The sequence below is a fragment of the Pseudomonas sp. lyk4-TYG-107 genome, assembly GCF_030209055.1.
GTDB classification, from domain to species: Bacteria; Pseudomonadota; Gammaproteobacteria; order Pseudomonadales; family Pseudomonadaceae; genus Aquipseudomonas; species Aquipseudomonas putida_A.
Genome location: NZ_JARVST010000021.1, coordinates 41,100 through 54,325, shown reverse-complemented (window position 1 = coordinate 54,325; position 13,226 = coordinate 41,100). Strand labels below are relative to the sequence as shown.

At 61.4% G+C, this 13,226-nt stretch carries 10 protein-coding genes; 4 read left to right on the top strand and 6 right to left on the bottom strand.

Going from position 1 to position 13,226, the window contains the following annotated elements:
* The 6 genes from QRN61_RS18690 to gloB all read right to left on the bottom strand — a co-directional run bounded on the left by QRN61_RS18690 (position 1) and on the right by gloB (position 8,394).
* Complete coding sequence (locus QRN61_RS18690; protein WP_285374495.1) at positions 1–1,020, bottom strand: ABC transporter permease; 1,020 nt, start codon at positions 1,018–1,020, stop codon at positions 1–3.
* A gap of 1 nt (position 1,021) precedes the next feature.
* Positions 1,022–2,095: a microcin C ABC transporter permease YejB gene (locus QRN61_RS18685; RefSeq protein ID WP_003224148.1), complete on the bottom strand. Its 1,074-nt coding sequence runs from the start codon at positions 2,093–2,095 to the stop codon at positions 1,022–1,024.
* 4 nt (positions 2,096–2,099) lie between these two features.
* Positions 2,100–3,941, bottom strand: a complete 1,842-nt coding sequence (locus QRN61_RS18680) for an extracellular solute-binding protein (protein WP_285374494.1) — start codon at positions 3,939–3,941, stop codon at positions 2,100–2,102.
* Positions 3,938–5,770: an extracellular solute-binding protein gene (locus tag QRN61_RS18675; protein WP_285374493.1), complete on the bottom strand. Its 1,833-nt coding sequence runs from the start codon at positions 5,768–5,770 to the stop codon at positions 3,938–3,940. Before QRN61_RS18675 ends, QRN61_RS18680 begins: the two co-directional genes overlap by 4 nt.
* A 290-nt stretch (positions 5,771–6,060) precedes the next feature.
* Positions 6,061–7,527 (bottom strand): LysM peptidoglycan-binding domain-containing protein, encoded by a 1,467-nt coding sequence (locus QRN61_RS18670; RefSeq protein ID WP_096795960.1) that lies wholly within the window; start codon positions 7,525–7,527, stop codon positions 6,061–6,063.
* Between the two features lie 99 nt (positions 7,528–7,626).
* Positions 7,627–8,394 carry a hydroxyacylglutathione hydrolase gene (gene gloB / locus QRN61_RS18665; protein WP_285374491.1) on the bottom strand — a complete coding sequence of 256 codons (768 nt, stop codon included), beginning with the start codon at positions 8,392–8,394 and terminating at the stop codon, positions 7,627–7,629.
* A 66-nt stretch (positions 8,395–8,460) separates the two neighbouring features.
* On the opposite strand from gloB, the gene QRN61_RS18660 reads away from it, so the two are divergent.
* The 4 genes from QRN61_RS18660 (at position 8,461) to QRN61_RS18645 (ending at position 13,214) form a co-directional block, all read left to right on the top strand.
* Entirely contained in the window at positions 8,461–9,219 is a 759-nt protein-coding gene (locus tag QRN61_RS18660; protein WP_285374490.1) for a methyltransferase domain-containing protein, read from the top strand.
* A gap of 91 nt (positions 9,220–9,310) precedes the next feature.
* On the top strand, positions 9,311–9,772 hold the full coding sequence (rnhA, locus tag QRN61_RS18655) for a ribonuclease HI (RefSeq protein WP_003224162.1): 462 nt from the start codon (positions 9,311–9,313) through the stop codon (positions 9,770–9,772).
* A gap of 183 nt (positions 9,773–9,955) precedes the next feature.
* A complete protein-coding gene (gene dnaQ, locus QRN61_RS18650) occupies positions 9,956–10,714 on the top strand; it encodes a DNA polymerase III subunit epsilon (protein WP_027613146.1) in 759 nt (252 codons plus the stop codon).
* A gap of 244 nt (positions 10,715–10,958) precedes the next feature.
* Positions 10,959–13,214, top strand: a complete 2,256-nt coding sequence (locus QRN61_RS18645) for an Orn/Lys/Arg family decarboxylase (protein ID WP_096795962.1) — start codon at positions 10,959–10,961, stop codon at positions 13,212–13,214.
* Positions 13,215–13,226: the final 12 nt, after the last annotated feature.

Sequence of the window (13,226 nt, the reverse complement as noted above, 5' to 3'; positions counted from 1 at the left end):
TCACTTCCTCGGGTCGAAGGCATCGCGAGCGGACTCGCCGATAAACACCAGCAAACTCAACATCAGCGCCAGCACCGCGAACGCGCTCATGCCCAGCCATGGTGCCTGCAAGTTGGATTTGCCCTGGGCCACCAGTTCACCCAGCGACGGACTGCCGGCCGGCAAACCGAAACCGAGGAAATCCAGCGCGGTCAGGGTGCCGATGGAGCCGGTAAGAATGAACGGCATGAAGGTCATGGTCGAGACCATCGCGTTGGGCAGGATGTGGCGGAACATGATCGCACCGTTCTGCATGCCCAGTGCCCGCGCGGCGCGCACGTATTCAAGGTTACGGCCGCGCAGGAACTCGGCGCGCACCACGTCGACCAGGCTCATCCACGAAAACAGCAGCATGATCCCCAGCAGCCACCAGAAATTCGGCTGGACGAAACTGGCAAGGATGATCAGCAGGTACAGCACCGGCAATCCCGACCAGATCTCCAGAAAGCGTTGCCCGGCCAGATCGACCCAGCCGCCATAGAAACCCTGCAGCGCGCCGGCGATCACGCCGATGATCGAGCTGAGCACGGTCAGCGTCAGGGCAAACAGTACGGAAATGCGGAAGCCGTAGATCACCCGCGCGAGCACATCGCGGCCCTGATCGTCGGTGCCGAGCAGGTTGTCCGCCGACGGCGGGGCTGGGGCCGGGACTTTCAGGTCGTAGTTGATGCTCTGGTAGCTGTAGGGGATCGGCGCCCACAACACCCACGCATCCTTGGCCTTGAGCAGTTCGCGGATGTACGGGCTCTTGTAGTTGGCTTCCAGCGGGAATTCGCCGCCGAAGGTGGTTTCCGGGTAGCGCTTGATCGCCGGGAAGTACCAGTGGTTGTCGTAATGCACCACCAGCGGCTTGTCGTTGGCGATCAGTTCGGCACCGAGGCTCAGGCCGAACAGGATCAGAAACAGCCACAGCGACCACCAGCCACGCTTGTTGGCCTTGAACAGTTCGAACCGGCGGCGGTTGAGAGGGGACAGGTTCATCTCAATGCTCCCGGCTGGCGAAGTCGATGCGCGGATCGACCAGGGTGTAGGTGAGATCGCCGATCAGTTTCACCACCAGGCCGAGCAGGGTGAAGATGAACAGAGTGCCGAACACCACCGGGTAATCGCGGTTGATCGCCGCTTCGAAACTCATCAGACCCAGACCGTCGAGAGAGAAGATCACCTCCACCAGCAACGAGCCGGTGAAGAAGATGCCGATGAACGCCGACGGAAACCCGGCAATCACCAGCAGCATGGCGTTGCGGAACACATGGCCGTAGAGCACGCGATTGCGCGTCAGGCCCTTGGCCTTGGCGGTGACCACGTACTGCTTGTTGATCTCGTCGAGGAAGCTGTTTTTGGTCAGCAGGGTCATGGTCGCGAAGTTGCCGATCACCAGCGCGGTCACCGGCAGCGCCAGGTGCCAGAAGTAGTCGAGGATCTTGCCGCCCAGGCTCAGTTCATCGAAGTTGTTCGAGGTCAGCCCGCGTAGCGGGAACCAGTCCAGATAACTGCCGCCGGCAAACACCACGATCAGCAGAATCGCAAACAGGAACGCCGGAATCGCATAGCCGATGATGATCGCCGAACTGGTCCACACGTCGAAGTGGCTGCCGTGCCGCGTGGCCTTGGCGATCCCCAGCGGGATCGACACCAGGTACATGATCAGCGTGCTCCACAGCCCGAGGGAGATCGACACCGGCATCTTTTCCTTGATCAGGTCGATGACCTTGGCGTCACGGAAAAAGCTGTCGCCGAAATCCAGCTTCGCGTAGTTCTTGACCATGATCCACAGACGTTCCGGGGCCGACTTGTCGAACCCGTACATGTGCTCAATTTCCTTGATCAGCGCCGGGTCCAGACCTTGCGCGCCGCGATAGGCGGAGCCGGCCACCGAGACCTCGGCACCGCCACCGGCGATGCGGCTGGTGGCGCCTTCGAAGCCTTCGAGCTTGGCGATCATCTGTTCCACCGGGCCGCCGGGCGCGGCCTGGATGATCACGAAATTGATCAGCAGAATGCCGAACAGGGTCGGGATGATCAGCAGCAGTCGCCGAAAGATATACGCCAGCATCTGATTACTCCGTGCCCACAGGGTCGGCTTGCAGTTTGGTTTCGACTTCTATGGCGGGCTTCGCGTCAGGCTTGACCCACCAGGTGTTAATCCCGATGTCGTATTTGGGCGAGACTTTCGGGTGACCGATGTGGTTCCAGTACGCCACGCGCCAGGTCTTGATGTGCCAGTTGGGGACCACGTAGTAACCCCATTGCAGCACCCGATCCAGCGCCCGGGCGTGAGCCACCAGGCTGCTGCGCGAGTCGGCGTTGATCAGGTTCTCCACCAGTTGATCGACGATTGGATCCTTCAGGCCCATGGTGTTGCGGCTGCTCGGTTTGTCGGCGGCGGCGCTCATCCAGAATTCGCGCTGCTCGTTACCCGGCGAGTTGGATTGCGGGAAGCTGCCGACCATCATGTCGAAGTCCCGCGAGCGCACGCGGTTGATGTATTGCGAAACGTCGACACGGCGGATCACCAGATCGATGCCGAGGTCGGCCAGATTGCGTTTGAACGGCAGCAGCACGCGTTCGAATTCGGTCTGCGCCAGAAGGAACTCGATGACCACCGGTTTGCCGTTGGCGTCGACCATTTTGTCGTCGACGATCTTCCAGCCAGCCTCCTGCAGCAATTGATAGGCCTCGCGCTGCTGGGTGCGGATCATGCCGCTGGCGTCGGTCTTCGGGTTCTCGAAGGCTTCGCTGAACACCTGCGCCGGCAGCTTGCTGCGAAACGGTTCGAGGATCGCCCGTTGTTCGACGTCGGGCAGGCCGGTGGCGGCCATTTCCGAGTTCTCGAAATAGCTGCGGGTGCGGAAGTAGGCACCGTTGAACAGCTGCTTGTTGGTCCACTCGAAATCGAACAGCAGGCCGAGCGCCTGACGCACCCGCACATCCTGAAACACCGGACGGCGCAAGTTGAAAACGAAGCCCTGCATGCCGGTCGGGTTGCTGTTGGCGATCTGTTCCTTGATCAGCCGACCTTCGGTCACGGCCGGGATGTTGTAGGCGTTGGCCCAGTTCTTCGCGGTCATTTCCAGCCAGTAATCGAACTGGCCGGCCTTCAGCGCTTCGACGGCGACGGTGTTGTCGCGGTAGTAATCGGTGGTCATTACGTCGAAGTTGTAGAACCCGCGATTGACCGGCAGATCCTTGCCCCAGTAGTCCTTGACCCGTTCATAGCGCACCGAGCGCCCGGCTTTCACTTCGGCGACCTTGTACGGGCCGCTGCCCAGCGGGATCTCCAGATTGCCCTTGGAAAAATCACGACTGGCCCACCAGTGTTTCGGCAGCACCGGGAGCTGACCGAGGATCAGCGGCAACTCGCGATTGTTGGTGTGCTTGAACTTGAACAGCACCTTGAGCGGGTCTTCGGCGATGGCCTCTTCGACATCGCTGTAGTAGCCGCGAAACAGCGGCGAGCCGTCCTTGGTCAGGGTCTGGAAGCTGAACACCACGTCTTCGGCGCGCACCGGATGGCCATCGTGAAAACGCGCTTCCGGGCGCAGGTAGAAACGTACCCAGCTGTTGTCCGGGGCTTTCTCGATCTTCGCGGCGATCAGGCCGTACTCGGTGAACGGCTCGTCGAGGCTGTGCTTGGTCAGGGTGTCGTAGATCTGCCCGATATCATCGGCCGGCACGCCTTTGCTGATGAACGGGTTGAGGCTGTCGAAGCCGCCGAACCCGGCCTGGCGGAAGATTCCGCCCTTGGGCGCGTCGGGGTTCACGTAATCGAACCGCTTGAAGTCCGCCGGGTATTTCGGCGGCTCGTTGTACAGGGTCACGGCATGTTGCGGGGCGGCAATCGCCAGCCCGGCGAACAGCAGACCGCTGGCCTGCACGAGCAGGGCGCGGATGGGCGTCATTTATTGTTCTCCGAAGATTTCAGCCACCACGCGCTCAGGCCCAGGGTGTAGGGCGGCGTGGTGACGAAGGCCAACCGGTTGCGGTAGGCCAGTCGGTGATAATTGAGGTACCAGTTGGGAATGCTGTAGTGCTGCCAGAGCAGCACGCGGTCCAGCGCCTTGCCGGCGGCGACCTGTTCGTCGCGGGTTTGCGCGGCGAGTAATTGTTCGAGCAGGTGATCGACCACCGGGTTGGCAATGCCGGCGTAATTCTTGCTGCCCTTGACCCCGACCTGACTGGAATGGAAGTACTGCCATTGCTCCAGACCCGGGCTGAGGGTCTGGTTGAGGGTCATCAGGATCATGTCGAAATCGAACTGGTCCAGGCGCTGTTTGTATTGAGCGCGATCCACCGTGCGCAGGCGCGCGTCGATGCCGATGCTGTTGAGGTTCTCGATATAGGGCTGGAGGATCCGCTCAAGGTTCGGATTGACCAGCAACAGTTCGAAGCTCAGCGGCTGCCCTGCGGTGTTTTGCAGGCGCTGGCCGTTGAGCTTCCAGCCGGCCTCGGCGAGCAGGGCCAGGGCCTTGCGCATGGTCTCTCGCGGGATGCCACGGCCATCGGTTTGCGGCAGGGTGAACGGCTCGGTGAACAGCTTGGCCGGAAGTTGCTCCTTGTACGGCTTGAGCATCAGCCATTCATGGCCGACCGGCAGCCCCGTCGCGGAAAACTCGCTGTTAGGGTAGTAGCTGGTGGTGCGCTGGTAGGCATCGCTGAACAGCGCACGATTGGTCCATTCGAAGTCGAACATCAGGCCCAGCGCTTCGCGCACCTTGACGTCGCTGAAGGTTACACGCCGGGTGTTCATGAACAGGCCTTGGCTCTGCGTCGGGATCTGGTGCGGAATCTGCGACTTGATCACTTCGCCACGGCGCACGGCCGGAAAGTTGTAGCCGTTGGCCCAGTTCTTCGCCTGATGCTCGATGTAGATGTCGAATTCGCCGGCCTTGAAGGCTTCGAAGGCCACGTCGCTGTCGCGGTAGAACTCGACTTCCATGCGATCGAAGTTGTACTTGCCGCGATTGACTGGCAGGTCCTTGCCCCAGTAATCCTTGACCCGCTCGAAAATCAGCTGCCGCCCCGGCGTCACTGAGGTGATGCGGTACGGGCCGCTGCCCAGCGGTGGCTCGAAGGTGGTGGCCTTGAAGTCGCGATCCTTCCAGTAATGCTGCGGCAGCACCGGCAACTCGCCGAGGCGCAGGATCAGTAACGGATTGCCCGAGCGTTTCATCACGAAACGAATGCGCTGCGGGTTGAGGATGTCGACCCGCGAGACTTCCTGCAGGGCGGTGCGGTACAGCGGGTGGCCGTCCTTGAGCAGTGTGCGGTAGGAGAACGCCACGTCGTAGGCGGTGATCTGGGTGCCGTCGTGAAAGCGCGCTTCCGGGCGCAGATTGAACACCACCCAGCTGCGATCTTCGCTGTACTCCACCGATTGCGCGATTAAGCCATAACTGGACGCCGGTTCGTCACCGGACGGCGAATACTGGCCGGTGCCGACCATCATCGGCTCGTTCAGCTCGTTGATGCCGTACTGCAGGAAATTCGGTGTGGTGACCGGGCTGGTGCCCTTGAACGTGTATGGATTGACCGTATCGAAGGTGCCGAACGCCATCACCCGCAACGTACCGCCCTTGGGCGCTTGCGGGTTGACCCAGTCGAAGTGGGTAAATCTGGCCGGGTACTTGAGCGTGCCGAACTGCGCATAACCGTGACTTTCGGTAATCGTCGCGCTTGCGGGTGAGCTCAAGGCCAGGCTGATCAGGAGCAGGAGGAGGGGACGCTTCAAGTCAGATCCGATCCAGGCGGCTTGGGCTTTGTGGGCCGTACAGTAACAGCTTGTCTGGACAGGAAAAAGATAGCGGGTTAATGGGCTGTTAATCGGCGTGCAATGCTTGCCCGGTTTGCATTGTAGCGAGGGGATTTATCCCCGATGGACTGCGCAGCAGTCCCCGTGGTTTTTGGAAGGCAGGGGCCGCTTCGCGCCCCATCGGGGATAAATCCCCTCACCACAAGGAATCCATCGGGGACAAAAATTCTGGCAATAAAAAAGCCCCTGAAAATTCAGGGGCTCTTCTGTCAGTGCGGCTGGTAAACCGTGAGCATCTGCCCGGGCTTGAGGGCCTTGCCGGCACCCGGGTTCCAGCGCTTGAGATGCTGCATCTCGACGTTGAAACGCTTGGCCACCACGTACAGGGTGTCGCCACGCTTGACCTTGTACTGGGTCTGCTGCTGGCTGTCGGCCTTGCCTTTGGGCTTGCTGTTGGCAGCGATCACCGTGTTGACCCGGCCACCGCTGCGCGCCGGGGTGCGCTTGGTGTTGTCCTGCATCACCAGGGTCTGGCCGACCTTGAGGTTCTTGCCGGTCAGCTTATTCCAGCGCTGCAGATCCTTGACTTCGACCTTGTTGGCCTTGGCGATGGAACCAAGATTGTCGCCGCGTTTGACCCGGTAGGCGCGCTTGAGCTTCGCCACTTCAGTCGGATCAGCACCGTCGAACACCGGCTTCAGCGAGCGCGGACTGATCAGCTCTTCAGGCCGCATGGTCTGCAGGCTGGCGGTCAGCAGTTGCGCCTTCGACGTCGGCACCAGCAGATGCTGCGGGCCGTCGATGGTGGTGCGCTGCTTGAAAGCCGGGTTGAGCTGGAACAGCTCGTCTTCGTCGATGTTGGCCACCGCTGCGACCTTGGACAGGTCCATGCGCTGGTTGATTTCGACGACCTGGAAATACGGTTCGTTGGCGATCGGGTTGAGGTTCACCCCGTAGGCTTCCGGGGCCAGTACCACTTGCGACAGGGCCAGCAGTTTTGGCACGTAAGCCTGGGTTTCTGCCGGCAACGACGACAGGTTCCAGTAGTCGGTCGGCAGGCCGAGCTTCTCGTTACGCTCGATGGCGCGGCTGACCGTGCCTTCACCGGCGTTATACGCCGCCAGGGCCAGCAGCCAGTCACCGTTGAACATGTCGTGCAGACGAGTCAGGTAGTCCATCGCGGCGGTGGTCGAGGCGGTGATATCGCGACGGCCATCATAGAAGCGGGTCTGGCGCAGGTTGTAGTAGCGACCGGTGGACGGAATGAACTGCCACAGGCCCGAAGCGTCGGCCCGGGAATAGGCCATCGGGTTGTAGGCGCTCTCGATCACTGGCAGCAGGGCCAGCTCCAGCGGCATGTTGCGCTCTTCGAGACGCTCGACGATGTAATGAATGTAGAGACTGCCGCGTTCGCCGGCGTTTTCCAGAAAGGACGGGTTACTGGCAAACCACAGGCGCTGCTGCTCGATGCGCGGGTTGACGCCCAGGCCGTCCTGCAGCTGGAAACCACCGCGCATGCGCTCCCAGATGTCCTGAGGCACCTGCGGGCTGGGCTTTTCGCTGAGCCAGATCGGTTTCTGCTTGGCTCGCGCAGCAATGTTCGGCGTATGGCTCGCTTCAGGCTGCGGAGCATGGCTGGAACAGCCCGCCAACGTGGCGGACACAGCCACCGCGATGGCTTGCGCCAGGCGGGTCAGCGTGTCTGAATTGACGGACTTACGTATGGATGACGACATTGGCTGGAAGTAAGTTCCGGGCAAAAATGTCGGGCGATTCTAGAAAGCGCACCCCCTGCGGTCAACCATTCAGAATTTTTGTACCAGCTGGTGAGTCACTTAGAACTTATCTTTCCATGCCCGCAGAGCCGCAAAAACCTCACTCGGCGCCCGGTTTTGAGCGCCTGCCCGTTCGTCCACTTTTTGTGTAACTAATGTTTCAGCGGTACGCAAAAACGGATTTGTGAGCTTTTCCAGGGCCAGGGTAGAGGGCAGGGTCATCACGCCTTTTTCCCGTTGCCGGGTGACTTTTTCCAGACGGGCGGCAATGTCCGGGTTGCTCGGTTCGACTGCCGCAGCAAACTTCAGATTGCTCAGGGTGTATTCATGGGTGCAATACACCAGCGTATCCTCGGGCAAAGCGGCGAGACGGCCGAGCGAGTGGTGCATCTGCTCCGGCGTGCCTTCGAACAGGCGTCCGCAACCGGCGGCGAACAGGGTGTCGCCGCAAAACAGCAGGCCGTGGTGGTAATAGGCAATGTGGCCGAGGGTGTGACCGGGCACCGCATAGACATCGAAATCCCAGCCGAGGACGCTGACCGTGTCGTTGTCCTTGAGCGCCACGTCGCGCCCCGGGATGTTTTCGCTGGCCGGGCCGTAGACTTTGGCGCCACTCGCCGCTTTCAGGCGTTCGACGCCGCCGACGTGATCGTGATGGTGATGGGTGATCAGAATGTCGCTCAACACCCAGCCCGGGTGCGCGTCGAGCCAGGCCTGCACCGGCGCGGCATCGCCCGGGTCGACCACGGCGCAACGCTGGCTGCGGTGATCCTGTAACAACCAGATGTAGTTGTCGGTGAACGCGGGCAGGGCACTGATCTGTATCATCGTCGGAATTCGCCAAGCGGAAAACATTGGCGCATCTTAGAGCTTCTAGCGGCGTTGGAGAATGACATGACCGATAAAGCGTTCGCTCAGGCCGATCCCGACTGGCTGGCATTGATCGGCGCGGCCCGTGAATGGCTGGCCGGCCCGCTCGGGCAATTTCTGCTGGATGAAGAACGGCGCATGCTCGAAGAAGAGTTGGGGCGGTTCTTCGGCGGCTACCTGGTGCATTACGGGCCGTCGGCCCAGACCCCGCCGTCGGCGCCGCAGGTGCAGCGCAACGTGCGGCTCGGCGCGCCGTTGCCGGGTGTCGAGATCGTCTGCGAGGAACAGGCCTGGCCGCTGAGCGAGCACGCCGCCGACGTGGTGGTGTTGCAGCACGGTCTGGATTTCTGCCTGTCGCCCCACGGCTTGCTACGCGAAGCGGCGAGCAGTGTACGCCCCGGCGGGCATCTGCTGATCATCGGCATCAACCCCTGGAGCACCTGGGGTTTGCGCCACGTATTCGCCCACGACGCCTTGCGCCAGGCACGCTGCATCTCGCCATCGCGGGTCGCCGACTGGCTCAATCTGCTGGGGTTTGCGCTGGAGAAACGCCGCTTCGGGTGCTATCGTCCGCCGCTCGCGTCGCCCAAGTGGCAGGCCCGACTGGCCGGCTGGGAACGCAAGGCCGGCGACTGGCAACTGTCGGGCGGTGGCTTCTATTTATTGGTCGCGCGCAAGATCGTGGTCGGCCTGCGCCCGGTGCGTCAGGAGCGTCGCGAGCCGATGGGCAAGCTGATTCCGCTGCCGATGGCCAAGGTCAACCGCCGTCGTATCGAACCGTAAACCTTCTTTTTATAGTGGCCGGACTTGTTCCGGCCGCGGCCATCGTCGATCCGCGATTGACGGGGCCAGGCATTTTTCTGGATAGAGTGGCATGAGCGAAAGCGTCGATAGCGTAGAACTGTTCACCGACGGTGCCTGCAAGGGCAACCCCGGCCCGGGCGGCTGGGGCGCCTTGCTGGTGTGCAAGGGCGTCGAAAAGGAACTGTGGGGCGGCGAAGCCAACACCACCAACAACCGCATGGAACTGCTCGGCGCCATCCGTGGCCTCGAAGCCTTGAAGCGGCCGTGCGAAGTGCTGCTGGTGACCGACTCGCAATACGTGATGAAGGGCATCAACGAGTGGATGGCCAACTGGAAAAAACGCGGCTGGAAGACAGCGGCGAAAGAGCCGGTGAAAAACGCTGACCTTTGGAAAGAGCTGGATGAGCAGGTCAATCGCCACAAGGTCACCTGGAAGTGGGTGCGCGGGCACATTGGCCATCACGGTAACGAACGGGCTGACCAGTTGGCCAACCGTGGGGTGGATGAGGTTCGCGGGTACAAGCAGAGCTGATTAACGGCGCTGCACTGTGGTACGGCCCATTCGCGAGCAGGCTCGCTCCCACATTGGAATGCGCTTCCCTGTGGGAGCGAGCCTGCTCGCGAATGGGGCGACACGGTCTGACTGAAACACCCCCACCGAGCGTGTTAACATCGCCGCTTTTGCACGATTGACCCCGTTGAGAATTGAACACTGATGGCCACCAGATCCGTTGTACTCGATACCGAAACCACCGGCATGCCGGTGACCGATGGTCACCGGATCATTGAAATCGGCTGTGTCGAACTGATCGGTCGGCGCCTGACAGGCCGGCACTTTCACGTCTACCTGCAACCGGATCGCGAGAGTGACGAGGGCGCGATTGGCGTTCACGGCATCACCAACGAATTCCTCGTCGGCAAACCGCGGTTCGCCGAAGTCGCCGACGAGTTCTTCGAGTTCATCAACGGCGCGCAGCTGATCATCCATAACGCGGCGTTCGACGTTGGCTTCATCAACAACGAATTTGCCTTGATGGGTCAGCACGATCGCGCTGACATCACCCAGCACTGCACCATTCTCGACACCCTGATGATGGCGCGGGAACGTCACCCGGGGCAGCGCAACAGCCTCGACGCCTTGTGCAAACGTTATGGCGTCGACAACTCTGGCCGTGAACTGCACGGCGCCTTGCTCGACTCGGAGATTCTCGCCGACGTCTACCTGACCATGACCGGTGGCCAGACCAGCCTGTCACTGGCCGGCAACGCTTCCGACGGCAATGGCACGGGCGAGGGCGCGGACAACTCCGCCACCGAAATCCGTCGTCTGCCGGCGAGTCGTCAGCCTGCGCGGATCATTCGGGCGACGGAAGAGGAACTGGCGGCGCATATGGCGCGCCTGGAGATCATTGCCAAGTCGGCGGGCGGTCCGGCGCTGTGGACGCAGATTGCCGAGGCTGATGCTCAAGCTTGACCCCCTCTGTGGCGAGGGAGCTTGCTCCCGCTTGGCTGCGAAGCAGTCATAAAACCTGAATGCACTATTGATGCTGAACGAATACTGGGGGCCGCTTCGCGCCCCAGCGGGAGCAAGCTCCCTCGCCACAAAAGCCGAGTCAGGCTGAGTGAAGCCAAGTGGCCACCCTCGCCACTTTCGCTGCAACCCTCTACCCTGAGTGCATTGGCAGACTTTGATCCGCCGCCTCGGGACACTGAGCCTCATGTACAAAGATTTGAAGTTTCCGGTGTTGATCGTCCACCGCGACATCAAGGCCGACACGGTCGCCGGTGACCGTATCCGTGGCATCGCCCGGGAGTTGGAGCAGGAAGGTTTCAATATCGTTTCGGCCATCGACTACACCGAAGGGCGGTTGGTGGCCTCCACCCATCATGGTCTGGCGTGCATGCTGATCGCTGCCGAAGACGCCAGCACCAACTCGCATCTGCTGCAGAACATGGCCGAACTGATCGGTCTGGCCCGGGTGCGCGCGCCGGATCTGCCGATCTTTGCCCTCGGCGAACAGGTCACTCTGGAAAACGCCCCCGCCGATGCCATGGCCGAGCTCAATCAACTGCGCGGCATTCTCTACCTGTTCGAAGACACTGTGCCGTTTCTGGCGCGGCAAGTGGCGCGGGCCGCGCGCAAGTATCTGGACGGTCTGCTGCCGCCGTTTTTCAAGGCGCTGGTGCAGCACACCGCCGACTCCAACTATTCCTGGCACACCCCCGGGCATGGCGGTGGCGTGGCTTATCACAAGAGTCCGGTGGGGCAGGCGTTTCATCAGTTCTTTGGCGAAAACACCCTGCGTTCGGACTTGTCGGTATCGGTGCCGGAACTCGGTTCACTGCTCGATCACACTGGGCCGCTGGCCGAAGCCGAAGAGCGCGCCGCGCGCAACTTCGGCGCCGATCACACGTTTTTCGTGATCAATGGCACCTCGACCGCCAACAAGATCGTCTGGCACTCGATGGTCGGTCGGGATGATCTGGTGCTGGTCGATCGCAACTGCCACAAGTCGGTGCTGCACGCGATCATCATGACCGGCGCGATCCCGCTGTACCTGTGCCCGGAGCGCAATGAGCTGGGGATCATCGGCCCGATTCCGCTGAGCGAATTCAGTCGCGAATCGATTCAGGCGAAGATCGACGCCAGCCCGCTGACCAAGGGCCGGGCGCCGAAAGTCAAACTGGCGGTGGTGACCAATTCGACCTACGACGGCCTGTGCTACAACGCCGAGCTGATCAAACAGAGCCTGGGCAATAGCGTTGAAGTGCTGCATTTCGATGAGGCGTGGTACGCCTACGCGGCGTTTCACGAGTTCTTCGCCGGGCGTTATGGCATGGCCACCTCGCGCACCGAAGACAGCCCGCTGGTGTTCACCACTCATTCCACGCACAAGCTGCTCGCCGCGTTCAGCCAGGCCTCGATGATTCATGTGCAGGACGGCGGTGCGCGGCAACTGGACCGTGACCGTTTCAACGAAGCGTTCATGATGCACATCTCGACTTCGCCGCAGTACAGCATCATCGCTTCGCTGGATGTGGCCTCGGCCATGATGGAAGGCCCGGCCGGGCGTTCGCTGTTGCAGGAAACCTTCGATGAAGCGCTGAGTTTTCGCCGGGCGCTGGCCAATCTGCGCGAGCACATTGCGGCGGATGACTGGTGGTTCTCGATCTGGCAGCCGCCCGGCGTCGAAGGCATCGACCGGGTGCAGACCGAAGACTGGCTGCTGCAGCCGGACGCCGACTGGCACGGCTTCGGCGAAGTCAGTGACGACTATGTGCTGCTCGACCCGATCAAAGTGACCCTGGTCATGCCCGGGTTGAATGCCGGTGGGGCGCTGAGCGAGAAGGGCATCCCGGCGGCGGTGGTCAGCAAGTTCCTCTGGGAGCGCGGGCTGGTGGTGGAGAAGACCGGGCTGTATTCGTTCCTGGTGCTGTTCTCGATGGGCATCACCAAGGGCAAGTGGAGCACGCTGCTCACCGAATTGCTGGAATTCAAGCGCAGTTACGACGCCAACGTCAGTCTGGCCACTTGCCTGCCTTGCGTGGCGCAGCAAGACACCGCGCGCTATCGCGGCATGGGCCTGCGTGACCTGTGCGATCAACTGCACGCCTGTTACCGCAGCAACGCCACCGCCAAACATCTGAAACGCATGTACACGGTGCTGCCGGAAATCGCCATGAAGCCGGCCCATGCCTATGATCATCTGGTGCGCGGCGAAGTCGAGGCGGTGCCGATCGATGAGCTGGAAGGAAGGATCGCGGCGGTGATGCTGGTGCCGTATCCACCGGGAATTCCGTTGATCATGCCGGGGGAGCGCTTTACCGAGGCAACCCGCTCGATCATCGACTACCTGAAGTTTGCCCGCACGTTCGATAGCAGCTTCCCCGGTTTCGTCGCTGATGTGCATGGACTGCAACATGAAGACGAGGGCAATGGACGGCAGTACACCGTCGATTGCGTCAAGGAATGAGGACTTTTCCGA